We start from the raw sequence: 26,025 nt of genomic DNA, 5'->3' as shown, positions 1-26,025 counted from the left end.
GGCGCCCTGTCAGGTAATAAATTTTTCTCGCCGACAGAGATTATCCCTCCTTACCTTCAAATAAATAGCCCCGGCCGTGAATCCAGCAGCTTTGTAACCTACAATGGCGTAGACAGCGCATTTTTAAACGCGTCGAGCAACGGCAAAGATTTTGCCGGCCTGGGTGACATTATTGCTTTGGAAAATGCAAGAAACAATAAAATAAGCATATCTGACTTACTGGCCAACAATCCCTGGATCAGCGACCCCAATAAGGTTCCCGCCAACCAGACAATACGCATCCCTCAACGCTCCGGCAATGACTTGTCATTAAGCTTCATTAACGGGGCAAAAATCGACATAAATACAAAAACCGGGACGTATTCCATGCTCGTCCCCAATACCGACGGGACCGGCGGCACCACGAAATATGCGCGTGACATCGACGCCGCCAACGGCGGATATATCCTGCGGCAGACAAAAACGGATGGGACAGGAAATATCGTCAACGCCACCAGCGACAGGCAGGCGGCGGACGGGGCGAGCTTACAGCCCCTGACGTCGACGGAAAATGGCACTGACGCGTTCGGCAACAAGATATCCGCCTCGAACGATTACCGCCCCGACGGCAGCATTGCGCGGACGGTATTGACCGTCAACGGCAACATCTCCAGGCAACTCAACATCCAGTACACCCCCAACGGCGGCACGACGGTGACCTCGCTGACGGACAACATCGTCATCACGATCGGGCACGGTTTGATCAAGTACGCGGGTTTCGATGAGCGCGGCAATATGCTGCTCAGCCCATCCTTCGGCGCAACGCCGACCGCGTCCGACCCCACGGTGATGTTTGGCAGCGACGGCAAGGCGACTGTGGGCATCAACGGCATGCCCCTTTTTATCGTGCCCGCAGGCACCGCGATCGCGATCGGCGACGGCGTTTTGTCCATGGCCACAAAACACGGCGAGCTGAGCGGAAACATCACGCTCAGCCATAACAATCTGGCCGTGCGCTGGACCAGCGCCGACGGCAAGCTGTCCGTGAATTACGCCGTGGATCTGGGCGCCGGCGGCGACGCCATCCAGTGGCAGCAAAACGGCAGCAACTACCAGGGCGGCGATTTGGGCAGCTTCATCGCCAACACCGTGACGCACGCGACGCAGGCCCTGAGCGCGTCGGCGACGCAAAGCTCGGGCGCGGCGCTGTCGGGGGCGATGGCGGCGCCCGCCGAAGGGGTCGCCGCGGCGCTCGGCAACGCCGCCTCGGAGCGCTATCTGGCGGCGCGGCTGGCGCTCGGCGCCGTGTCCGATCGCTGGGCTCCCGTCATGCTAAGCGGAACAATCCCGGCGGGCATGTCCTTGGCGGGCAGCCAGACGGCGGCGATCCAGCAGGCGCTGGCCAATCTTGCGCAACAACAGTGGCAGTTGCGGCAAACCCAGCCCTCGATTTTCACCGTCCGCGTGCTGGAGCCGCACCATCCCCTCGTTCTCGACCTCAGCGGCGCGGGCGTGAAACTGCTGGCGCCGTGGCAAAGCAATGCCACCTTCGACCTGGACGCCGACGGCCGGCGCGAACAGGTCGGCTGGGTCGGGGCGGACAACGGCATTTTGGTGTTCGACAAGAACGGCAACGGGAAAATCGATAGCGCCGCGGAATGGTTCGGCGAATCCTTCTCCGTCAACGGCGCGCCGCCGCCGCGCCAGAACGGTTTTGCCGCGCTGGCGACCTTGGCGGCATCCGGCGCCACCAGCTTTTCGCGCCAGACGGCCGGCAGCGACCCGGCCAGCGGCGCCAGCTATTTCGACCTGGTGCGGATCTGGGTGGACGCCAATCAGGATGGCAACAGCGACGCGGGCGAGTTCTTCACGCTGGCCGAGCTGGGCATCACATCCATCGACCTGCAATCCCGCGTGGACGGCCGCCAGCTCGGCGGCGGCGAGATCGCGCTGACCGCGGCTTACACCAGAAGCAATGGCACGCGCGGCGACGTGGCCGACGTCGGACTGGTCGCCCAGGGCAATACGGCGCCGGCCCAATGGATGCCGGGCGCCGCCGCGCTGCAGTTCGCCAACTATGCGTCCAGGGGCTATGCGGCGCAAAGCCGCGGGCAGGGGCAGGGCATCCTGGCCGCCCTGGCCGCCAACCAGGTCGATGTCTCCGGCGCGATTGCCGCGCTGCAAACCAGAATGGCGAAGACGCGGGTGCTGGTCACGCAAGGCTCGCCCACCCCCCTCATCAAAGTGCGCGACCAGACCCTGATCACGACGTATCTCGGCGAAAATCATACGCGCTACACGGAACGGGGCAGCACGGCGGGCCTGACCACGCTGGCCCTGCTGCAAGAGAGCACGGCCTTCGCCGCGACGACAGGCGCGGCCGCGACGGCGCTCGTGGCCGGGGCCGACGCCATCGTGCAGGCGCAAACGGCCGCCCAGGTGGCGAACGCCAGCGGCACGGCGGGCGCGCGCAGCCAGGCGGACAGTTCGGCGGCCAGCGCCGCCGCCGCGTGGGGCAATGTGGCCTCCGCCTACCTGAACGCGGGCGCGACGTCGGCGCAATTGAATGCGCGCATGGAAAGCCTGCGCTTGGAGCTGAATACCCTGGTGCCGCTTAACAATTCCTACTTCTCGCAATTATCCGGCGGCTACACCTATTTCTCGCCGGGCGACGCCAGCTTCGCGGGCGAGGCTTTCGAGGGCTATGCCGGCGCCGTGCAGCGTCTCAGCAATATGAAAATAGCGCTCGACAACATCCTCGGCGCCATGGCCCAGTCCGCCGGCTATACGCAAGCCTATGTTGGGCAAGCCAACACGACTGTGACGGCGGGCAACGGCTTTAACTTGCTGCTGGCCGGCGCGGGCGCGCAAAGTTTCGCGCTGGGCAACAGCGTCGACCATGTGCTGCTCAATCCCGCCACGGGCAGCGTCACGCTGCAAGGCTTCCAGACGGGAACGGGCGGCGATCAACTGCAATTCCTCGGGCTGGGGAACAGTGTCAGCGTCAGAAACATTGCCGGCGGTGTGCAATTGCTGGCGGCGGATGGCCAGCGCGCCGTCAACCTGATGGGCGTGAACGCCGACAATTTCAATCTGTACGCCAACGTGACGGGCGTGGCGGCGATCTCCTTCGCCGATTTCACCCAGGCCGGCACGCGCAGCATCGAAGGCGAACGCCTGTATGACGGACAAGTCCACATCACCCACATCACCGCCTCGCATTACGGCGACACGCTGATTGGCGACACCCTCGCCAGCACGCTGATCGGCGGCGCCGGCAACGACACCTTTGTCGTGGCCGGCAAGGGCTACCGGATTGACGGCGGCGGCGGCGAAGACGGCGTCTCCTACAGCAAATCGGAGGGCGGCGTCACGGCCGACCTGCGCAGCGGCACGGACAGCCTGGGCAGCACCCTGCTGCAGGTGGAGCACCTGCTCGGCTCCGCCTACCGCGACCGGCTGGTCGGCGACGGCCGCAACAATGTGCTCGAAGGCGGCAGGGGCTATGACGCGCTGGAGGGCAGCGCCGGCAACGATACCTATGTCTGGCGCAAAGGCGACGGCAACGACCTCGTCTGGGATCAAGATGCGACGGCCAACAACCTCGACGTGCTGCGCCTCGCCAATGTCGGCGCGCAAGACGTTCGCTACGCCCGCAGCGGCAACGATTTGCTCGTCACGGTCATCTCGACAAACGAAACCATCACCGTGCACAACCAGTACGCCGGCGTGGGCGAGCGGATCGAGCAAGTCGAGTTTGCCGACGGCAGCCGCAAGGTCATGCCGGTGCTGAACAGCGCGCCCACCGGCGCGGTCAGCCTGCTGCTGGACGGCAGCGTGCTGTCGGCCTCCAGCGCACTGATGCAGGGCAACGTCCTGACCGCCGCGCATAGCCTCGCCGACGCGGACGGCCTGGGCGCGATGCAATATCAATGGTACGCCGACGATGTCGCGATCGCCGGCGCCACGGCCGGCAGTTACGCGCCCACCAAGGAGCATGTGGGCAAACACATCAGCGTCGTGCTGCGCTACACCGATGGCTTCGGCACGCCCGAATCCGTGCGTTCGATCAGCACGGCGGCGGTGAGCAAGATAAACAACAGCCCGGCCGGTTCCGTCACCATCGCCGGCCTGGCCGTCGAAGGGCAGACGCTGACCGCCTCGCACAACCTGAGCGACGCCGACGGCCTGGGCGCCGTGGCCTACCAGTGGTATGCCGACGGCGTGGCGATTGCCGGCGCGGCCTCGGCCAGCCTGACGCTTGCGGCCGCGCAGGCGAACAAGCGCGTCACCGTCAGGGCCAGTTACACGGACGGCTTGGGCATACTGGAATCGCGCCAATCCAGCCCCACCGCCGCCGTGCTCCACCCCAACAAGCCGGTCAGCGGCACGCTCAGCCTGCTGCTCGGCGATGCCGAGGTGGCGGCCGGCAGCCCGCTGAAGCAGGGCGACGTCCTGCGGGTGCGCAGCAGCCTGGCCGATGCCGACGGCATGGGCACGCTCACCTATCAATGGTATGCCAACGAGGTCGCCATCGCCGGTGCCAACGGCGACAGCCTCGCCCTGACGCAGGCGCTGGTGGGCAAGAACATCCGCGTGAAGGCCGCCTACACCGACGGCTTCGGCGCGGCCGAATCGGCGGGCTCCGTCCTGTCGGCGGGCGTCGCCAATGTCAACGACGCGCCGACCGGCGCCGTCAGCATCGACGGCACGCCGCGCTACGGACAGACCTTGAGCGCAGTCCATTCCCTCGCCGACGCGGACGGCCTCGGCGCGATCCGCTATCAATGGTATGCCGATGGCGCGGCCATCGCCGGCGCCGTCAACGCCAGCCTGAGCCTGGGCCAGGACCAGGTCGACAAGGCGATCCACGTCACGGCCAGCTATGTGGACAATTTCGGCGCGGCCGAAAGCGTGTCGAGCCGGCCCACGACGGCGGTGACGGACCCGGACCGCTTCGTCGGCACGGCGAACGCCGACCTCATCACCGGCAGCGCCGGCGCGGACCGGATGGAAGGTCTGGCGGGCGACGATGTCTATCACGTCAACCACGCCGGCGACGTCGTCACCGAATTGGCCGACGGTGGACGCGATACCGTCTACACCTTGGTGAATTATGCCTTGGGCGACAACATCGAGGAAGTCCGCATCGGCGCCGCCGGCCTGACGGTTACCGGCAACGCGGTCCACAACATTTTTTACGTCAACGCCAGCGGCAACAACGTCCTCGACGGCGGCGGAGGGGGCAATGTGGTCAATTACATGAACGCCAAAACCGGCGTGACGGCGACGCTCGTGTCCGCCAATCAGCCGCGCCCCCCGCAACCCGGCGGCGATCTGCTGTCTAACTTCTTGACCATTATCGGCAGCAAATTCGCCGATGTGTTGACTGGTAATGAAGCCAAAAACAGCATCATCGGCGGCGCCGGCAATGATGTCTTGCAAGGCGGCAAAGGTAACGATGTGTTGGTGGGTGGCCCCGGCGACGACACCTATATCTTTGCCCGCGGCGACGGCGCCGACATGCTCAACGAAAACGGCAAAGACGACAGCCACGACATCATTTCCTTCATGGCGGGGGTGCAACGCCATCAACTCTGGTTCAGGCAAGTGGGCATGGCCCTGGAAGTGAGCATCATCGGCACCGACGACAAGATAATGGTGAATGGCTGGTATTCGGAAAAATGGCCTATCGTCGAAGAGTTCCGCACGGCCGACGGCTATACGCTGCCAGGGTACTACGTACAGAGCCTGGTGCAGGCGATGGCAAACCTGGCGCCGCCGCCGTCCGGCCAGCAGCACCTGCCCGTCGACTACCACACGGCCCTCGATCCGACCATCACGATGCTGTGGCAGCTCAACAACCAGCCGACGGGATCGGTACAGCTTCTGCGCACCAGCCAGCAGACACTGACTGCCGTGCATACCCTCAACGACCAGGACGGCATGGGCGCCGTGCGCTATCAATGGTATGCCGATAACCTCGCGCTGGACTGGCCCAGTACCGCCAACTATACGCTCACGCCGAATCAACTCACGCAGAAATTCTCCGTGAAGGTCAGTTATCTCGACAGCAAGGGCACGACGGAAGCCGTCAGCTCCATTCCCACGCTGCCGAATGATCTGCGGGCCAACTACGCGTTCGGGCCGCAGTCTCTCCAGGCGGCGCACTGGTACGCGGACGGCGACGCGCCATCCGGGCCGGCCGGGCTTGCCGGCGGCGGGGCGCGCGCCCACGTCGAGCAACTGGTGCAAGCCATGGCCGGATTCGCCCCCCCTTCGGCGGCGCCGGCCGGCTGGTCCGGTCACCCCAGGGCGGCGGAACAGATCTTGCTGGCGGCGGCCTGCTGAGCGTCGCGGAAGAAGCGGGTGACTTCATGACATTTGCATGACAAATGGTAGTTCTACCCCGATGTAACAGTCTCTAAGAGGTGCATGGGCCGTGGCGGTATGTCACGGCCCATGCGCCAAACGCGCCCTTCATGTCAGCTTGCGCCGACATATTCATTATTGATTTTTTTTAAGCTCAACGACAGGGAACTGCAACATGACTAAAAAATTTGAATCTGAAACCTCCGCAACCCCATCCGCAGACGGCGGCGCTTCCGCCATCGAAGCCTACCTGAACGGTTTGGCGGCGGCGGAAAATATGTCGGCCTATGCGGCGGCCGCGGCGCAGCGCTTCGTCGGCACGGCGAACGCGGACGTCCTCAACGGCAGCGCCGGCGCCGACGTGCTGGAGGGCCTGGGCGGCGACGACACCTACTATGTCAACCATAGCGGCGACGTCATCGTCGAACTGGCCGACGGCGGGCGCGACACCGTCTATACCAGCGTCAATTACACCGTGGCCGACAATGTCGAAAACGTGCACATCAGCGCCGCCGGCCTGACCGTGACGGGCAGCGCCAGCACCAGCAACGTCTTTCACGTCGACGTCGCCGGCGGCAACGTGCTCGACGGCGCGGGGACGGGCAACTCGGCCAACTACGCCGGCTCCGCCACCGGCGTGACGGCCACCATCGCCGCCGTCAACGGCCCGCTGACGGCGCGTGCCGGCAGCGACGTGCTGGCCAATTTCGCCAGCGTCGTCGGCAGCAAATTCAACGATGTCCTGACCGGCAACGAAATAAGAAACGCCCTTGTCGGCGGCCTCGGCAACGACATCCTGCAAGGCGGCAAGGGCGACGATCTGCTGATCGGCGCGCTGGGCGACGACACCTACCTCTTCGCCCGCGGCGACGGCGCCGACACCATCTCCGATGTCGACGAGGCAAGCAGCCACGACGTCGTCTCCTTCCTGGCCGGCGTCAACGCCGAGCAACTGTGGTTCCGCCAAGTGGGCACGGCCCTGGAAGTGAGCACCATCGGCACCAGCGACAAAATCACCATCAACGCCTGGTATGGAGGAGCGGCGCCCCGCATCGAGCAATTCCGCACCGCCGACGGCCGCGTCCTGCTGGGCCGCGATGTGCAAAACCTGGTGCAGGCGATGGCGAGCCTGACGCCGCCACCCGCCGGCCAGCTGACCCTGCCGGCCAACTACGCCACCATCCTGGCGCCGGCGCTGGCGCAGAACTGGCGCATCACCGGCCCGACCCAGCCGACCGACGGACGCTTCGTCGGCACGGCCAACCCCGACATCATCAACGGCACCGCGGGCGCCGACGTGATGGTGGGCCTGGACGGCGACGACACCTACTACGTCAACCATGGCGGCGACGTCGTCATCGAACTGGCCGGCGGCGGCGGACGCGACACCGTCTATACGCAAGTCGATTACACCGTGGCCGACAACATCGAAGAGGTGCACATCAGCGCCGCCGGCCTGAGCGTGACTAACAACGCCAGCAACAACAACATGTTCTACGTCGACGTCGCCGGCGGCAACCTGCTGCGCGGCGGCGGGGCGTACAACTCGGCCAATTACACCGGCTCCAAGGCCGGCGTGACGGCGACCATCGCCCCCGTCGACGGCCCGCTGGCGGCGCGCCCGGGCAGCGACGTCCTGGTCAATTTCGCCAGCGTGGAAGGCAGCGCCTTCGACGACATCCTGGTCGGCAATGAGCGCAACAACACCCTGGCCGGCGGCTACGGCAACGACACCCTGCAAGGCGGCAAGGGCAACGATTTCCTCGTCGGCGCGCTGGGCGACGACACCTATGTCTTCGCCCGCGGCGACGGCGCCGACATCATCGGCGATACCAGCACTGAAACCAGCCACAATTCCATCGCCTTCCTGGCCGGCGTCAACGCCGAGCAACTGTGGTTCCGCCAGGTGGGCGCGGACCTGGAAGTGAGCACCATTGGCACCACGGACAAAATCACCATACGTTCCTGGGATGCGGCCACACCCACCATCGCGGAATTCCGCACCGCCGCCGGCCACGTCATGCGCGGCGCCGATGTGCAGACGCTGGTGCTGGCGATGGCGAACCTGACGCCGCCGCCGCTCGGCCAGTTGACCCTGCCGGCCAACTACGCCACCATCCTGGCGCCGACGTTTGTCCAAGCCTGGCACTTCAACGGTCCGACCCAGCCGACCGGGCAACACTTCGTCGGCACGGCGAACGCCGACGTCATCAACGGCAGCGCCGGCGCCGACCTGATGGAGGGCCTGGGCGGCGACGACACCTACTACGTCAACCATAGCGGCGACTTCATCGCCGAACTGGGCAACGGCGGCAACGATACCGTCTATACCAGCGTCAATTACACCGTGGCCGACAATGTCGAGAACGTGCACATCAGCGCCGCCGGCCTGACCGTGACGGGCAGCGCCTACACCAACAACGTCTTTCGCGTCGACGTCGCCGGCGGCAACGTGCTCGACGGCGCGGGGACGGGCAACTCGGCCAACTACGTCGGCTCCGCCACCGGCGTGACGGCCACCATCGCCGCCGTCAACGGCCCGCTGACGGCGCGTGCCGGCAGCGACGTGCTGGCCAATTTCGCCAGCGTCATCGGCAGCAAATTCAACGATGTCCTGACCGGCAACGAAATCAGAAACATCCTTGTCGGCGGCCTCGGCAACGACATCCTGCAAGGCGGCAAGGGCGACGACCTGCTGGGCGGCGCGCTGGGCGACGACACCTACCTCTTCGCCCGCGGCGACGGCGCCGACACCATCGGCGAGGCCAACGAGGCAGGCAGCCACGACGTCGTCTCCTTCCTGGCCGGCGTCGACGCCGAGCAACTGTGGTTCCGCCAGGTCGGCACGGCCCTGGAAGTGAGCACCATCGGCACCAGCGACAAAATCACCGTCAACGCCTGGTACGGGGAGACGGCGCCCCGCATCGAGCAATTCCGCACCGCCGACGGCCGCGTCCTGCTGGGCAGCGATGTGCAAAACCTGGTGCGGGCGATGGCGAACCTGACGCCGCCGCCCGCCGGCCAGCTGACCCTGCCGGCCAACTACGCCACCATCCTGGCGCCGGCGCTGGCGCAGAATTGGCGCTCCGGCAAGCAGCTTGGCGCCGTCCACCAGGGCGGCTTCGGCGGCGTCGGCTTGCAGGCCGACCCGGCGCAACTGGTGCAAGCCCTGGCCGGATTCGCCATCCCCTCGGCGGCGTCGGCGAACTGGTCCGGACAGGCCGGCCCGGCGACGCAAATCCTGCTGGCGGCAGCCCACTAAACGGCTGAGCAGACACCGCACCTAGGCCCACCACCGCACGGCCAGACCGGGCTGACACGCCTCGGCCTGGCCGTGCGTTTTGAATTCTGATATGAATCGATGACCGCTCTCTCCCACCACGCCAGTCCCCCCACCGCCGAGACGGAGGCGCAGCCCGACTCGGGCCTGCTGTCGCTGCTGATGATGGCCAGCCTGCACGGCATTGCCGCCGACGGGGCGCAACTCAAACACGCGTTCGGCCAGGCCACCTTCACCCAGCAAACCATCCTGCTGGCCGCCAAACAACTGGGTCTGACGGCCAAGCTGGTGCGCCAGGCGCCCGAGCGGCTGGCGCAGGCGCCGCTGCCGGCCGTCGCCGCCGGCCGCGACGGCCGTTTCTTCATCCTCGGCAAAGTCGACGGCAGCGATCCGGACAACAAGAAAATACTGATACAGCATCCGGGCCAGCCGCCGCAAATCCTCGGCTGGCAGGCCTTCCTCGCCGCCTGGACGGGCGAACTGATCTTTTTCACCAGCAAGGCCAGCTATGCCGGCGAGACGGCCAGGTTCGACTTCACCTGGTTCATCCCGGCCATCGTCAAATACCGCAAACTGCTCGGCGAAGTGCTGCTGATCTCCTTCGTGCTGCAATTGATCGGCCTGGCCACGCCGATGTTTTTCCAGGTGGTGATGGACAAGGTGCTGGTCAACCACGCCATGAAAACCCTGCACGTGGTGGCCATCGGCCTGATCTGCGCCATCGTCTTCGAGGCCGTGCTCAGCACCATACGCACCTATGTGTTCGCGCGCACCAGCAGCAAGATCGACGTCGAACTGGGCGCGCGCCTGTTCCGCCACCTGCTGGCCCTGCCGATCGCCTACTTCCAGGCGCGCCGCGTGGGCGACTCCGTGGCCCGCATCCACGAACTGGAAAACATCCGCTCCTTCCTGACCGGCAACGCCATGACGCTGGTGCTCGACATCCTGTTCTCCTTCATCTTCATTGCCGCGATGTTCTGGTACAGCGCCGCGCTGAGCGTGATCGTGCTCGTCTCCATCCCCATCTACGCGGCCCTGTCGATGCTGTTCACGCCCGTGCTGCGCGCGCGCCTGAACGACAAATTCAACCGCAGCGCGGAAAACCAGTCCTTCCTCGTCGAAACCATCAGCGGCGTCGACACGGTCAAGGCCATGGCCGTCGAACCGCGCTGGCAGCAAAAATGGGAAAAACAACTGGCCGGCTACGTGTCGGCGGGCTTGTCGGCCAATAACATCGCGATGCTGGCCAGCGGCGGCGTCACCCTGGTCAGCAAACTGGTGACGGCGTCCATCATGTGGTGGGGCGCGATCCTCGTCATCGACGGCAAGATGACGGTGGGCGAACTGGTCGCCTTCAACATGCTGTCCGGGCAAGTCGCCTCGCCCATCCTGCGCCTGGCGCAACTGTGGAACGATTTCCAGCAGGTCGGCATCTCCATGAGCCGCCTCGGCGACATCCTCAACGCCCGCACCGAAACGGGCAGCCAGAAGGCGCGCATGCCGCGCATCGCCGGCGCCATCGAATTCGAGCAGGTGGGCTTCCGCTACCGCCCCGACGCCTCCGAAGTGCTGCGCAATGTGTCGATCAAGATCGCCCCCGGCGAGGTGATCGGCATTGTCGGGCGCTCCGGCTCCGGCAAAAGCACCCTGACGCGGCTGGCGCAGCGCCTCTACATTCCCGAGCGCGGCAAGGTGCTCATCGACGGGCAGGACATCGCCGTCATCGACACCGCCTCGCTGCGGCGCCAGATCGGCGTGGTCCTGCAGGAAAACATCCTGTTCAACCGCTCCGTGCGCGACAACATCGCCCTCAGCGACCCCGCGCTGCCCATCGAGGCCGTCATCGCAGTGGCCAGGCTGGCGGGCGCCCACGAATTCATCTGCGAACTGCCCGAGGGCTACGACACCCTGGTCGGCGAGCACGGCACCGGCTTGTCGGGCGGCCAGCGCCAGCGCATCGCCATCGCCCGCGCGCTGATCGCCAACCCGCGCATCCTGATTTTCGACGAAGCCACCAGCGCGCTCGACTACGAATCGGAAAAAGTCATCCAGGACAATATGCGCGGCATCTGCGCGGGCCGCACCGTCCTCATCATCGCCCACCGCCTCTCGGCCGTGCGCGAGGCCAACCGCATCGTCGTCATGGACCGGGGGCAGGTGGCCGAGCTGGGCAGCCACGCAGCCCTGCTGGCGCGGCCGGACGGCATCTACGCCCACCTGTACCGGCTGCAGCAGGGCACGGCGGGGAGCGCGGCATGAGCGCCGCACACCGCCTCGCCGCCTACGGCGAACTGCTGCGCCACTACGGCCAGGTGTTCCGGCACTTCTGGCGCATCCGCACATCGCTGAGCGGCCCCGTGCTCAGCGAAGCAGAGGCGGAATTCCTGCCCGCCGCGCTGGCCCTGCAGGAAAGGCCCGTGTCGTCCTCGCTGCGCCTCACGGCGCGCGTGCTGATGGCCCTCGTCGCCTGCGTCCTGCTGTGGTCCGTCTTCGGCAAGGTCGACATTCTCGTCAACGCGGCCGGCAAGATCATCCCCTCCGGCCATACCAAGACCATCGCCTCGGTCGACGTCGCCGCCGTCAGCGCCTTGCACGTACACGAAGGAAAATCCGTCAAGGCGGGCGAGCTGCTGATCGAACTCGACAGCCGCGGCACGGACGCCGAGCGCGACAAGGCCGCCGGCGACGCCACCACGGCCGCGCTGCAAATGGCCCGCTCGCGCGCCCTGATTGCCGCCATCGACACGCTGACGCGGCCGAAGCTGGCGGCGCCCGACGCCGCCTCCGCCGCCGACAGCGCGGCGGCGCAAGGGCATCTGGACGGCCAGTACGCCAGCTTCCGCGCCAAACTGGCGCACATCGACGGCGAAATCGCCCGCTACGCCCAGGCGCTGCCGCTGGCGGCGCAGCGCGCCCGCGACTACAAAACGCTGGCGCTCGACCGCGACGTTGCCGAACACGCCTGGCTGGAAAAAGAGCAGGCGCGCATCGACCTGGCCGGGCAGCTCGGCGCCGCCCGCAGCGAACGCGCGGCCCTGATCGCGCAGACCAGAAAGGAGGCCTACGACGCGCTGACGGAGGGGGCGCGCGTCGCCGCCGCCAGCGGCCAGGACGCGCGCCGCGCCGGCGCCCGCAGCAGCCTGCTGCGGCTCACCGCGCCGGTCGACGGCACCGTGCAGCAACTCAACGTCCACACGGTGGGCGGCGTGGTGCCGGCCGCGCAGGCGCTGATGCAGATCGTGCCGCGCGCCAGCCAGCTGGAAATCGACGCCGTGCTGGAAAACAAGGACGTCGGCTTCGTCCAGGTGGGGCAGGCCGTGGCCATCAAAATCGACGCCTTCGAGTACACGAAATACGGCACCATACCCGCCGTCGTCAGCAGCGTCTCGCGCGACGCCATCCAGGACGAAAAAAAGGGCCTGATCTACTCCGTCAAAATCACCCTGCAACAATCCACCATCGTCGTCGACGGCAAAACCGTGCCCCTGTCGGCCGGCATGTCGGTCAGCGCCGAAATCAGGACGGGGACGAGGAGGGTGATCGAATACGTCCTGTCGCCCCTGGTCCAGCACCAAAAGGAGGCGCTGCATGAACGCTAAACGGAGCGCCGTTCTGATCGCGGCCTGCCTCGGCCTGGGCGTCCTGCCGATGCGGGCGCCGCATGCGCGCGACATCCTCGACCGCCTCGCGGCGCCCCTGAACCTGGGCGATCCCCTGCGCGCGCAGCCGCCCGCCCTGGACGCCGGGCGCATCCTGCCGGGCGACGCCGGCGCCACGCTGTGCCCGCCGGCATACGACGCGACGGCGCCGCTGACCCTGCCGGCGGCCGTCGACCTGGCCCTGTGCCACAACGCCCAAGTGCACGGCGCCTGGGCCGGCATCAAAATGCAGGCGGCCGGCCTGGGCGAGGCCAAGGCCGCCTACCTGCCCACCTTGAGCGCCGGCCTGAGCCGGGTGAACGACCGCACCGCCTACCCCGGCTCCGAAGCCCGCTCCACCACCCTGAAAAGCAACACCAAATCGGCGAACTTTTCCTCGCGCCTGTTCGACTTCGGCGGCCGCGCGGCGAACCAGCGCTCCGCCGCGGCGCTGCTGGACGCGGCCCTGGCCAACCACGACGCGGTGCTGCAAAAGACCCTGGCGGCGGCGGTCGGCGCCTACTTCGACACGCAAACGGCGCTGGCGACCTTCCAGGCCCGGCAAAAGAGCCAAGCCCTGGCCCAGGAAACGGTGCTGGCGACGCAGCGCCGCGCGCAACGCGGCCTCGGCTCGCACAGCGACACCCTGCAAGCGACGAGCGCCCTGGCGAAAGCGACTTTGGGGACCAGCCGCGCCGACGGCGAATACAAGAAGGCCCGCGCGATGCTGGTATACACCCTCGGCCTGCCGGCCAACACGCCGGTGACCTTGAGCGAAGACGTCAACGACACGGTGGCAAGCCTCCGCGAAGACTTGAACGAATGGCTGGTCCAGACGCGGGCGCGGCACCCGGCCATCCTGGCCGCGCAGGCGCAACTGGCCGCCGCGCGCGAACGCGTCGAAGCGAGCCGCTCGGAGGGCCGCCCCAGCATCGACCTGACCGCGAATTTCTACCAGAACGGCCGCCCCAACCAGGGACTGACGCCGGCGTCGACGCGCGAAACGCTGATCGGCGTGGCCATCAACATCCCCCTGTTCGACGGCTTTGCGCGCACCTACAAAGTGCGCGGCGCGCAGGCGCAAGTCGAACAAAAAGAAGCCGAAGTCGACGAGGCGAAACAACAGACCTTGATGGAGCTCGTCAAGACGCACGCGGAGGCGGGCATGGCCCTGGCGAACCTGGCGGCGTCGCAAGCATGGCTGGACGCCGCGCAGGGCGCCTTGAGCAGCGTCCAACGCAAGTTCGACCTGGGCGCGGCGGACATCCTGGAAATGCTGAACACGCAGTCCGCGCTGCTCGATGCGCAGCAAGAACGCATCCGCTGCCTGGCGGAATGGCGCTCGGCCCGGCTACGGCTGCTGGCCAGCGCCGGCACCCTGGGCAAGGCGGACCTCGCGCGCCGGGAAGCGCAGCAATAGACCGATCCGGTGGCGGCGCCGCAGCGGCAGATGGAAGCCGGCGGCGCCAGGCGGGGGGCTGGCACCGGCTTTTTACCATGCATGTCCCCCGATATTTGACACGGCCCCCTTGGTTTCACGAGACAAGGCACGGCACAAAACCATTTTTTCCGCTTGTGATAGAGTTCCCCCGCTTCCTCCGAACACTGCGCGCGCCGATCCGGCCCAGCCGTCGTTGACCGGGCCAGTTGCGCGTTCCCACCAATAACTCGAAAGGAAATCGCATGAAACTTTATTACTCGCCCGGCGCATGCTCGATGGCCCCCCACATCGTCGCCCGCGAAGCAGGCCACGCCATCGACCTTGAAAAAGTGGATATCCCCAACAAGAAAACGGCCGACGGCGGCGACTACTGGAAGATCAATCCCAAAGGTTACGTGCCGACCCTGGTACTCGACGACGGCCAAGTGCTGACCGAAGTCGGCGTCATCTGCCAATACCTGGCCGACCAGAAACCAGAAAGCGGCCTGGTGCCGAAATTCGGCACCTTTGAACGCTACCACCAGATGGAAGCGCTGGATTTCATCGCAACGGAAGTGCACAAGCAAATCGGCGCCCTCTTCAATCCGAAATTGACGCCGGAAATGAGGACCATCCAGATCGGCACCATCACGCACCGCCTGAACACGCTGGAAAGACTGCTGCAAGGCAAACAGTACTTCATGGGCGACAATTTTTCAGCCGCCGACGCCTACCTGTTCACGGTGCTGAACTGGACCTCGATCCACAAAATCGACCTCGACAAATTGCCGAACGTCCAGGCTTTCATCGGCCGCGTGGCGGCGCGCCCCCACGTGCAGGAAACCCTGAAGGTGGAAGGGCTGCTCAAGTAATCTTCTGCGAAAAACGGGCGCAGCATCGAGCCTGCGCCCCATTCGCTAGCCGGATGGCGGGACGCCGGTCCGGCGTTTGAAGTATCGGTGCAGGTAAGCGGCATCGTCAAAAAAACAAACAAAGCACCACCGTGTAACATGTTCACATCCGCAACACACGAAAATTGAACTCAGAACCATGACGCTGGAAACACCACGACTGCTGCTACGTCCCTGGCAAGAGACAGACGCCCCCGACCTGTACGACTACGCCAAGGACGGCCGCGTCGGTCCCAGTGCCGGCTGGCCACAGCACACCAGTGTGGAACAGAGCGCCGACATCATCCGCACGATCTTCAATCACCCGGAGGTCTATGCGCTGGAGCTGAAAGAAAACCGCCGCGCGGTCGGTTGCGTGGGCATCCTCATCGGTGCTGACAGCAACTTCGATATCGGCGATCAGGACGGCGAAATCGCCTACTGGATCGGCGTGCCCCACTGGGGCAAGGGCCTGACTCCGGAAGCCGTGCGCGAAGTGATGCGCCACGCCTTCGACACCCTGAAACTCAAGGCGCTCTGGTGCGGCTACTTCGCCAACAACACCCAGTCCCATGCTGTCCAGTCAAAATGCGGCTTCCGCCACCACCACACGGAAGAGAACAAATACAACAAGTTCCTCCAGGACTACCGGACGGAACATATCAGCCGCATCACCTGCCAAGAGTGGCTGGCATTGCATAAGGAATAATATGGAATCGGTTCTTGTCAGCTCTTGCCTGCTAGGTCAAGCGGTGCGCTATGACGGGAGCGACAAACTCTGTCGCCATGCCGTCTTGCAACGTTGGATCGATGAGGGGCGCGTTCTCGCTGTCTGCCCTGAGATCGCGGGCGGACTCCCCACTCCGCGCCCGGCCGCCGAGATCGTTGGCGGAGTTGGCGGCTTGGAGGTTCTCGCCGGCATGGCCAAGGTGGTCGACTCCGCCGCACAAAATGTATCGATGGAATTCATCAAGGGCGCCGAATATGCGTTGGAGCGGGCCAAATCCAAAGGCATTCGCATCGCCGTTCTCAAAGAGGGTAGCCCGTCGTGTGGCTCGAACTATATTTATGACGGCACTTTTACGGCGAACACGATTGGCGGCCTTGGCGTGACGGCGGCGCTGCTTGAGAAGGCCGGCATCCAGGTCTTTAGCGAGGCGGAGCTAGAGGAAGCGGATGCCTTGCTGAAACAGTTGGAAATGACTTGCGCACCACATCGTCAACCCAAGAATCCTGGTTCTTGAACAAGTTGCTGCGACAGTGGAGCGAAATGTAAAAATTTAGTTTCCATAGGGCACTGCTATAATTTTTGTTAAGATGTTGAGTCATTCTCAACATTGATCCGAGTACCTATGATTTTGTCTGTGAACCAAGCCGCCCTGCGTTTGCGCGTTGCCATCCGTGAAGCCACCGCAGGACTGGTCGACCGTGAGCAGCTGGCCGAACTGATGATTCTTGCGGCCGTTGCGCAAGAACATTTACTGGTGATCGGGCCGCCTGGCACTGCGAAAAGCGCCGTGGTGCGGCGGGTGGCGCAAAGCCTGGGCGGACAATATTTCGAATACTTGCTGGGCCGCTTCACCGAACCGTCCGAGCTGTTTGGCCCGGTCAACCTCAGCAAATTGCGCGAGGGCCTGGTTGAAACCGATATCGCGGGCATGCTGCCGGAGGCGGAAATCGCCTTCCTCGACGAAGTCTTCCTCGGCTCGACCGCCATCCTCAATACCTTGCTCGGCTTGCTGAACGAACGCCAGTTCCGCCGCGGCCACACACGCATCCATTGCCCGCTGCGCGTTTGCGTCGGCGCGGCCAACAGCCTGCCAGAAGACGAAGGCTTGGCGGCGTTTGCCGACCGCTTCCTGCTACATGTCTTTGTCGAGCCGGTGCCTGACAACCGTCTGGAGGACTTGCTGGCCGGCGGCTGGGCAGCCGGCCAGCGCAGCGTGGCGGCCATGGCCGACCTGGCCAGTCTCGACGTGCTGAACCGTGCAGTACCGAACGTCGATATGGAAGGCGTCCGCATGGCGCTGGCGCAGGCGATTCGCTTGCTACGCCAGGCTCACGTCCAGTTGTCGGACCGCCGCATCGTCAAGGCCCAGCAGCTGATCGCGGCGGCGGCGGTGCTGGCGGGCCGCGAGGCGGCAACCCGCGCCGATCTGTGGCCTCTGCTGTACGTGATCCCGACTGCGGCAGGTCAGCACAGCGCGCGCGAAATCTTGCGCGAGCTGCTCGCCGAAGCCAGCCATCCGCTGCTGCATGCGGTGGTTGAGCAGGTGGCCCAACAGCCATTGGCCCGGCTGGCGCGGCTGGCCGAAAGCGCCGACCGCTTGCTGGCCGACGAAGACAGCGGCGGCGCCCGGCCCGGGATCGAAGCGCTGCTTCGCGAAATCGACGCCAACTTCGATCAGGCGCAGATGCCGGAAGCGCTGGGACAACGCCGTTTACGCCTGATTGCCGCCGTGAGCGGCCGTTGATGCAGGTGATGGCGTGGCAAGCGCGCACGACCGCGCTGACACCTGCCGGACTGGTGGCGCTCGCGCCACTGGCGCCAGCGCTGCTGTCGCTGCTGCGCCAACGCAGCGCCGAGCAGTTGCAAAGGCTGTCGGTGGTGGCGACGCGCGACTTGCTGGTCGTGTTTGGCGCCAACGACATGCTGCCGTGGATCGACGGCGCGCGCTACTGCGCACCGGATCCGGACGCGCGCAACTTGTGGATGCCGACCCATCTGGCGCCGGTGCTGCCGGCCGACCTGGTCCAATCGAATCTGATCGAGCGCGCCGGCAGCAGCCCGGTGTTGCTGTGGAATGCGCCGGAACAAATCCTCCCGCTCGCCCATGCACAAGCGCTGACGTCATCCCTGCTGGACTGGCTGTCGCAGGAGCTGGCATGAGGCAACTGCCGGCGCCGCTGGAGCCCTGGGCAGCCTGGCTGAGCTTATTCCCGCCGGATCTCGCGCCCGCCGTCGCGCAGCTTCTGCTGCGCCTGCATCCGCTGGTTGGCAAGCTCAGCACCGCCACACTCGAACGCGGCGCAGAGCCGGCAGGCATCGGCAACATCGTCCGGCGCGGCAACTACGAACGCCTGCTGATGACCGAGTGGGTCTATGCCGACGCCGAGCCGGACGAATTTATCCGCCGCGCCGGCAGCGGCGAGCTGCTGTTCAACGGTCCGGAGCCGGCACTGCATCAAGGCGCGTTGCGCAGCATTGCGCTGTTCGACGCCGGCCCGGCGCAACTGGGCGAGCCGCGCCTTGCGCATTTGGCGCTGTTTATCCTGCTGGCGCGCCGCGCGGAACAAGCCGGCGCGCAATTCAGTTGGGGCATCTGGCATCAACCAGGGATACTGCATGACGATGCCGGGCTGGCTGGCATGCGCAAATTGATCAAGTCGCGCACGCTGCGCGTAGCGCCCGCCGACACGGGCCAACAGTGGGAGGCCGCGCTCGGCGCTGAACTGGCCGACTGCTGGCTGATCGGCGCCGCGGCCAGCGACGCGCCCAGGCAGGCTGGCAACCGGGTCGCCATCCGCCGCGCATTGAGCGGCAACCACTTGCATGTCGGCTTGCAGCAGCGGCGCGACCGTCGCATGCTGCAACTGGAGCTGCCTGACACGCCGACAGCGGTGCGCCTGCTGAGGAGGCCCTTTGCACCGGTCGCACCGCTGGGCGTTGCCCATCATCATGGCAGCCGGCCTTCGCGCGCGCAAGCGCCGCGCTTTTCCAACGGCGGCAACTGGATCTGCGTGCCGCAACTCGGCGGCGGTGCGATCACGTATCACGTGCCGCAGTCGGCACAAGCCAAGCCTGGCAAGCGCCGCATCCAACCGGCGCCGGCGAACGGCCCCATCCTCGCCGCCGGCCTCTTCAAGCACCAACTGTCTTTCATCACGACGGCCGGCGGCAAGCTCCGCTTCCAGGGTTTTCCGGGTCCGCTGTTCTCGCATAGAAGTACCGTGTGCGAGCGGCCCCCACTTGAGGACTTTCAAGCGCCACCAGGCATGGCGCGATGGCTACAGGCTTTTTACCTGGTGTCGCGCGTCCACGCTCAACCGCGCGAATACGTCATGGTGCTCGATACAAAAAAACGCCTGGTCTGCTGGCAAGCCAGGAAAGTGGCGCCTGATGCGATGGAACCCGAGATTACTTTCCGCCACATTGCCGACGATGTGATCGGCGTCCAGCAACTCAACGATACGCTGTTCTTTGCCTGCGCGGCCGACAACGGCATCCAGCTTTACAACTGGCACAGCCTACAACCGTCGCCAAAAAAAATGATGCTGCTCAAACAAAAAGGACATCGTCTATTGTATGGCGCACTCAGAAGCTGGCATCAAAATCACAGCGGCAGCCTGCTGGCGATACAACGCAGTGCCACCAGTTGGTGGATGGGCAGCCACAACAATGGCGAAACGCTGGAAATCGACGATGGTGCGACCGTGCTCGGCATTACCAGAAGCACGAAAAATCCCAATCCCGGCCTGGTCGTGGTGCATCCCGGGCGCCGGCGGATAGAACTGCGAGTCGGCCACCTGCGTTACGAACTGGCCACTGCGGTCGAGGAAATACAGCAGGCCAGCATGGACGCGGCCAGCGCCCGCATCGCCTGGATCACCGCCAAAACCGGTACCGTCGTCGTGCGCGCCATCGACGATGACCTGGCGCTGCTGCAAATCTCATGCGACGGAGGTCCAGATGAGCCATAAGGTTCGCCGGCCGCTCTACGACGGCATGCAGATGGTGCATGCGCTATGGTTTGACCTGGCGCTCATCGGCGAGACCGAGGCGCGGCGGCGCGTGCTACGCCATTGGGCGCCGGGCGCACGGCTGCATCTGGTGCAAGATGGTTTCCTGCTGATGCTGGCGACGCCACGCTACGGCCATTGCGCGACGCTCGACGGCCTGCCACTGTGTGAACAAGCCGGTATCCTCAGCAGCGCGCCGCTGGCGTTGGATGAGCGTGCAGCAACACCGCCAGCCAGCGTCTGGCTGGTGCGCGCCGCGCAGGCACAACTGATCAGCCTGACGGCGGCGCCGCGTATCGATCCCGCCGCCTGGCTGGACCTGCGCGCCATTCCCTTGCATGCGGCGCTGCAACCGCCGCGCCTCGCCACTGCGGCGACAGCCGGCGCGGCACCGCTCGAAGCGACGCCGGTGCGCGAGATTTTCTCCGGCACCATTCCGCCGCCAAGCATTCGGCGCGATGCATTTTTAAAACAGATGAACCAGGCGCAGCGCAACGAAGGCACCGCATTGCGGGGCGCCGCCGTGGCGCTGGCCTTCGTCGGCCTGGCCGCCGCCCTGCTGGGTGCGGTGCCACTGGGTCTGCTCAGAATATTCGGCAAAGCCACCGGACAGCCTGCCCAACAAGAAGGCACTTATCGTCAGCGACAAAAACCGTCGGGGCCTTCGGCGCTGGCCCAGCGCCTGAGCGCCCTGGCGACGCGGCTGGCGATCTTCACGCGCGCCTCCAAAATCATCGGTTGGCGCCAGGCGGCCTATCTGCGCAAGATGATGTCCTTGCTTGAAAAAGGCGATATGCAGGATGCCCTGCGCTATGCAATCCCGCTCGATTCGCTATCGAAAATGAACCGCCCCGCCTTTGGTGCACCGCGTCCGCGTTCCAGCCTGGAGATCGCCAGCCCGCATCAGGCGACCGCCTCCATCATGATGGGCTCCGATCTGGAGCAGTACTTGCGTAGCACCTACCGCCGCACGTTCGAACGCCTGGACCGCGAAGGCAAGATCGATGAAGCAACCTTCGTGCTGGCTGAACTGCTCAAATGCGGCGGCGAAGCGGTCGATTACCTGGAACGCAAAGGGCGCATCAAGCAGGCGGCCCAACTGGCGGAAACAATGGAGCTGGCGCCCGAGATCGCCGTGCGTTTGTGGTGCATGGCGGGCGACGTTGAACGGGCGGTGCAACTGGCCCGGCTCGGCCAGGCGTTTGCCGCCGCGGTCCAACTGCTGGAGCGCCACCAGAGTCCGCAAGCCGCCGCGATGCGGCTGCTGTGGGCAGAGGATCTGGCCTTGCGCGGCCACCTGAGCGAAGCGGCGGACGCCATCTGGCCGCTGGCCGATCACCGCGACAAGGCGCTGACATGGCTGCTGGAAGGGGAGCGCTGCGGCGGTACGCTGGGCCTGCGGGCGCTGGTCAAAAAACTGGCGCTGCTGCCGGACAGCCTGGCCGAGAGCGAGAGCGACGTACTCCAACTGCTTGACGGCGACGACGAACACGACGTACAGCAGCGCACCCGCCTGGGGATGGAATTGCTGGCCATAGCGAATCATTCGCCAGCCACCAAACGCGTCGCATCGGAGCTGATGCGGCCGCTGCTGGCGGACCGGATGGCGGGACGGACCCAGTTCGACAAGAAATCGCTGACCCAGCTGCTGGCACTCTCCGACAGCGACGTGTTGAAGGCGGATCTACCGCAACTGAACATGCCCGCTATGGCGTCGCCGCGAGCGCTCGCGGCACGCGCGGAGGTTTTGCGGGTGCATCTCGCCGAACACGGTCTGCTCACGCTACACGATGCCCGCCGTCTACCGGATGGCCACTACCTGCTGGCGCTCGGCGAGGGCGGCGTGATCCGCGTCGACAGGCACGGTCGGCAGTTGGCGCAATTCCCCGTGCCGGCAACGCGGCTGGTGGTGGCGGCGGGCGGGCAGCGGGCGCTGGCGCTGGTGCAACGCGACAGCATGTGGCGCGTCAGCCGCATCGACCTGATTGCACGCAAAGTATCGGACTGGATTATCCAGCCGCTGCGCTTCTGGGCCAGGCAATACGATGGCTTGATCTGGAACGCCGTGATCGAAAACCGGCTAGTCGCCATCGACACCAGCAAGGATCAACTGACCGTGAGCTGGCAGGTCGCCGATCTGCCGGGCGAGATTGTCGCTTTCCTTGAGGAACAAGGTGCGCAAACCCTCTTGCTGTCGACGGCCGAAGAGATACAACAATGGCGCTATCAATTGCCCGGACGCCGGCTCATGCAGCGTGACAGCTTCCCGCATCCGCGCGAGCAGGTGTGGCAATTACTGCTCGACAACACACGCGACGCACCCACGGTGCTCCGCCTGCTGTCTAAGGAGCTGAATTGCTCGCTGCAAGTCCATAATGGCAGCGCCACCGCTTCGTTCGAGATTCCGTTGAAAGCGATCGCAGACACACCTGAGGTCGTCCTTAGCGAAGGCCTGATGCTGATACGCAACTATCCAGACGATCTCGACACACTACAGTGCCTTGTAGTGGATGCCAGAACGGGAAAAGTCCTGGCCGATCTGTCTTTGGCGGAATGCAACTTGGCACGCGCCCACCTCGATCACGGCCACATCCTGCTATTCGACCAGGCGGGCCGCCTGATCGATATCAATTGCGAAGACAGCCAGGTGCATACATTGACGCTGGCGTAGGGAATGGCCTGAAAACGGCGCCCTGACTTGTTCGGACACTCCTGTTCGGTAAACTTTACCAACTGGAACTGAAAGATGCGGCTTTCCGGCAGGCCGTGACCGAATCGTCCGGCCCCGCCGCGAACTCGCCTTGCGCCGCAAACAGAAACGGAAATTCAAAGCCGCTACCATCGCGAACCATTGCAGGCAATTTCAGTCCTGCTTGGCAGCGCTGCAAATTTTATTGCTGCGTTTAGCTGATTAAAATCAGCAACTTGCACCAGCAATACTTTTGCCGGTGCGAAGGTCAATGCCGAGAAAACACCTGTACCCCACACCCTGGTTAAAGGAACAATACACGTTACCTTTCCTTCGATCCCTATCGCCCTTCTCACCGCTGCAAGTCGGTTGATAGTCGGGATACATGGATTCGAACATTTCCTTTGCGGGCCGTCCAGTAATCTCGATAGCGATTTTTCGATCGTTCTTGGTCGGTGCTGCTTCCTCTCCTAGCGCGCCCGCGTAGATAGAGTAGGATCCTTTGAGCGGCTTGCTTTCACTGACCGCAGTCTCCTTTCCTGCGGCGTAGAGTGCCGAGAACAGAGTGCTGGCCGCAAGGATCAATCCAATTATCTTCTTCATCTCACGCTCTCAACTTTACATGGAAGTGATTGTCGTGCTCGGCGAGAGGTGTGACGTAGGGAATATTTGTGTCGTTGAAATAGACAAGCACAACCGGCGCAAAGGTACGAAAAAGCTCAATCAGTTTCGCGGTTGATTCCCGGTCATAGCCTACCTGATTCCAAGTTACAGGCTAGAATACATTGCCAACAGACCTGAACTGCAAGAGCACCTGCGTCGGCCCCCCTGTTCTTCTGCTCGCTGCGGACAAACCCACACGATGACCCTAAGTTCAAGTTCGAGGACAACAAGGTGTTTAACAAGCTGCACACTCATCTGGCGAATCCCGCCACAAGGCCGTTGACTGACGCTATGCCCATTCCGGCAAAATGGCGTGAGAAGTTCGCTGGCGACCTTATAGAACGGCAGGCAATTGGAGAGTCGCGAGCTGATGTTTTCCGCATCCGCTGCATCAACAGGGAAGAGCTGTTCCTGAAATCGGAACCCGTGGGTTCGCTAAGCGAACTTCCTGACGAGATTGAGCGCCTTCGCTGGCTGGAGCAACGCAACCTGCCGGGGCCTACAGTTCTTGATGCAATAACAGAACACAATCGTCACTGGCTGCTCATGAGCGCCGTTCCTGGGCATGATCTGGCTGGCGCCGATGACCTATCTATTATCCAGGTAATCGGCATCATGGCGAGGGCGCTACGTACCCTGCACCAGGTGCCGATAGCAGAGTGCCCCTTCGATCACCGCTTGGAAAAACGTCTGGCAGCCGTTAAGAATCGAATAGATGCCGGACTCGTTGACGACGCTGACTTCGACGATGAGCGGCAGGGACAAACAACCGAAGACGTGTACGCAGAGCTGTTATCCACGCTCCCGAAGACACACGACCTTGTGGTGACGCATGGAGACGCTTGCCTGCAGAACTTCATGGCTGACTCCCAACAGTTTACAGGTTTCATCGACTGTGGCCGGCTCGGTATCAGCGATCGTTATCAAGACCTTGCGCTCGCGGCCCGAAGCATCACACATCATTTCGGAATGGAATGGGTGGAACCTTTCTTCCGCGAATACGGTATCGAACCCGACATGCAACGCATGAGATTCTATTGTTTTCTGGATGAGTTCTTTTAAGTCCGCCGAAGACCAACGAGGCGCCAGTTAGCACCTGCATACTCCACGGCAGCCAATCTCATCTGTTGATTTAGGCAAATCCATCGAGCCCTTCGCTAAAGCGTAGATAGTCGAACCGAGCCAGCTCCAGAAGCTCCTTCAGTTCTTTAGTCACGAAGTAGTATTCGTCGTTCATCGTCAAAAGACGTAAACCGGTAAGGTCCAGATCGTTGATTTGCTCGGGTGTGAAATATTGCTTCACCCGAATGCGGGCATGGCTCCGAAATTCCTTGCCGGATGGCCTGTCGAACAACACCACATCTTGGCAGACAATCCGCTCTACGCCGTGCTCAACGAGGAACTCCGACAGTCGCTTCTCGACAAGTAAATAACCGTAGCCTGGCAAGAACGGACTTACCTCTGCAGCGTCGAGAAGCTGAAAGCGACCATCATCGAGCTCAAACAGTCGTACTGGTGAAATTCGGCTATCAATGAAGAATGGAAGCATCGAGTGTCCAGAGCATATTTATTGGTTCGCACTTTGTGATTGACCAGCGCATCAGCTGATGATTTCCAACTGCGTCTGATTCATATGTGACAAGGGGCGCAGCTTCACAGCCGCGCCCCGTCACCTACGTCAACTATTTGTCAGACTTTATTGTTTTTTGTCTGACTTTATTATTTTTCTACAAGAGGCTGCAACTGGTAAATAGAAGCGTTTCTTTCCAAGGCCTTAACTCTCTAAGCTGCTGAATGCTCGCGAAATTTCATCCGAAACCAACGCTTTTAATTTTTCGAAGCCCCCCATTGCTCATGATTTTCTCGCGATGGGAAATGAAAGTGTTTGCGGCGCATGGTTGAGCCAATGCAAGCGACCATCGAACCCGTCCATGCCAAGCGCACGAGCGGTGAGTAGCGCCTCAAGGTTGTCATTCTTTCAGTGCGGGGAGGTCGAACTTCCTAGTGGAGCGAAGCGCTCTACTCGTCCATCAATTTGGCACACGCGGAACCCTCATCAGTTGCAGCTGATGGTACAGCGCAAAGAGCTGTCGCAAGCTGCGATTTTTGACCGCGAAGTAGAGAAGTTGCTGGGTATGCGAACGTTTCGCGCTGTGCATATTTGCATAGGCGACCACTCTATCGGCCAGGAGGCGCCATCCTCCATCTTCATTCGAGAAATGCATTTGGCCGTATGACTGCTTAAGTAGTTCTTCCGCGTTCATCGAGGGTTTATCACGCAAGCCTTTTGCGGTATCGCCCCAGTCCGGGAATACCGAGTACGTTGGTCTACTATGGTCAGTGAACTCACGCGA

At 63.7% G+C, this 26,025-nt stretch carries 16 protein-coding genes; 13 read left to right on the top strand and 3 right to left on the bottom strand.

The window, feature by feature from the left end:
• The first annotated feature begins 366 nt into the window (after positions 1 to 366).
• The 12 genes from OIK44_RS09725 (at position 367) to OIK44_RS09670 (ending at position 22,990) form a co-directional block, all read left to right on the top strand.
• Positions 367 to 6,330, top strand: coding sequence for a calcium-binding protein (locus tag OIK44_RS09725; RefSeq protein WP_273670542.1), 5,964 nt, complete (start codon positions 367 to 369; stop codon positions 6,328 to 6,330).
• Positions 6,331 to 6,526: 196 nt separating this feature from the next.
• Positions 6,527 to 9,613 carry a beta strand repeat-containing protein gene (locus tag OIK44_RS09720; RefSeq protein WP_273670541.1) on the top strand — a complete coding sequence of 1,029 codons (3,087 nt, stop codon included), beginning with the start codon at positions 6,527 to 6,529 and terminating at the stop codon, positions 9,611 to 9,613.
• A gap of 99 nt (positions 9,614 to 9,712) precedes the next feature.
• Positions 9,713 to 11,890: a type I secretion system permease/ATPase gene (locus tag OIK44_RS09715; protein WP_273670540.1), complete on the top strand. Its 2,178-nt coding sequence runs from the start codon at positions 9,713 to 9,715 to the stop codon at positions 11,888 to 11,890.
• Positions 11,887 to 13,230, top strand: a complete 1,344-nt coding sequence (locus OIK44_RS09710; protein ID WP_273670539.1) for an HlyD family type I secretion periplasmic adaptor subunit — start codon at positions 11,887 to 11,889, stop codon at positions 13,228 to 13,230. Before OIK44_RS09715 ends, OIK44_RS09710 begins: the two co-directional genes overlap by 4 nt.
• The gene (locus OIK44_RS09705; protein WP_273670538.1) at positions 13,220 to 14,689 is read left to right on the top strand and encodes a TolC family protein; all 1,470 of its coding nucleotides are present in this window, start codon (positions 13,220 to 13,222) and stop codon (positions 14,687 to 14,689) included. The genes OIK44_RS09710 and OIK44_RS09705 overlap by 11 nt, the downstream gene beginning before the upstream one ends.
• 263 nt (positions 14,690 to 14,952) lie before the next feature.
• Positions 14,953 to 15,561, top strand: coding sequence for a glutathione transferase GstA (gene gstA, locus OIK44_RS09700; protein ID WP_273670537.1), 609 nt, complete (start codon positions 14,953 to 14,955; stop codon positions 15,559 to 15,561).
• A gap of 178 nt (positions 15,562 to 15,739) precedes the next feature.
• Complete coding sequence (locus tag OIK44_RS09695; protein ID WP_273670536.1) at positions 15,740 to 16,288, top strand: GNAT family N-acetyltransferase; 549 nt, start codon at positions 15,740 to 15,742, stop codon at positions 16,286 to 16,288.
• Between the two features lies 1 nt (position 16,289).
• Positions 16,290 to 16,823, top strand: a complete 534-nt coding sequence (locus tag OIK44_RS09690) for a 2-thiouracil desulfurase family protein (protein WP_273670535.1) — start codon at positions 16,290 to 16,292, stop codon at positions 16,821 to 16,823.
• 120 nt (positions 16,824 to 16,943) lie between these two features.
• Entirely contained in the window at positions 16,944 to 18,053 is a 1,110-nt protein-coding gene (locus OIK44_RS09685) for an AAA family ATPase (RefSeq protein ID WP_273670534.1), read from the top strand.
• Between the two features lie 8 nt (positions 18,054 to 18,061).
• Complete coding sequence (locus tag OIK44_RS09680) at positions 18,062 to 18,469, top strand: bpX5 domain-containing protein (RefSeq protein ID WP_273670533.1); 408 nt, start codon at positions 18,062 to 18,064, stop codon at positions 18,467 to 18,469.
• Entirely contained in the window at positions 18,466 to 20,280 is a 1,815-nt protein-coding gene (locus OIK44_RS09675) for a hypothetical protein (protein ID WP_273670532.1), read from the top strand. The genes OIK44_RS09680 and OIK44_RS09675 overlap by 4 nt, the downstream gene beginning before the upstream one ends.
• The gene (locus OIK44_RS09670; protein WP_273670531.1) at positions 20,270 to 22,990 is read left to right on the top strand and encodes a bpX6 domain-containing protein; all 2,721 of its coding nucleotides are present in this window, start codon (positions 20,270 to 20,272) and stop codon (positions 22,988 to 22,990) included. Before OIK44_RS09675 ends, OIK44_RS09670 begins: the two co-directional genes overlap by 11 nt.
• A gap of 246 nt (positions 22,991 to 23,236) precedes the next feature.
• Here OIK44_RS09670 and OIK44_RS09665 read toward each other — a convergent pair whose 3' ends face one another.
• Positions 23,237 to 23,611: a hypothetical protein gene (locus OIK44_RS09665; protein WP_273670530.1), complete on the bottom strand. Its 375-nt coding sequence runs from the start codon at positions 23,609 to 23,611 to the stop codon at positions 23,237 to 23,239.
• A 291-nt stretch (positions 23,612 to 23,902) separates the two neighbouring features.
• Between OIK44_RS09665 and OIK44_RS09660 the strand changes: the two genes are divergently transcribed.
• Positions 23,903 to 24,733, top strand: coding sequence for an APH(3')-II family aminoglycoside O-phosphotransferase (locus tag OIK44_RS09660; protein ID WP_273670529.1), 831 nt, complete (start codon positions 23,903 to 23,905; stop codon positions 24,731 to 24,733).
• Positions 24,734 to 24,803: 70 nt separating this feature from the next.
• On the opposite strand, the gene OIK44_RS09655 is transcribed toward OIK44_RS09660, so the two are convergent.
• Both OIK44_RS09655 and OIK44_RS09650 read right to left on the bottom strand, forming a co-directional pair.
• Positions 24,804 to 25,220 (bottom strand): hypothetical protein, encoded by a 417-nt coding sequence (locus tag OIK44_RS09655; RefSeq protein ID WP_273670528.1) that lies wholly within the window; start codon positions 25,218 to 25,220, stop codon positions 24,804 to 24,806.
• Positions 25,221 to 25,701: 481 nt separating this feature from the next.
• The gene (locus OIK44_RS09650; RefSeq protein WP_273670527.1) at positions 25,702 to 25,935 is read right to left on the bottom strand and encodes a hypothetical protein; all 234 of its coding nucleotides are present in this window, start codon (positions 25,933 to 25,935) and stop codon (positions 25,702 to 25,704) included.
• Positions 25,936 to 26,025 lie beyond the last annotated feature (90 nt).

It is taken from the genome of Janthinobacterium fluminis, assembly GCF_028595325.1.
GTDB classification, from domain to species: Bacteria; Pseudomonadota; Gammaproteobacteria; order Burkholderiales; family Burkholderiaceae_D; genus Janthinobacterium; species Janthinobacterium fluminis.
This window is presented reverse-complemented; position numbering and strand designations above follow the sequence as displayed.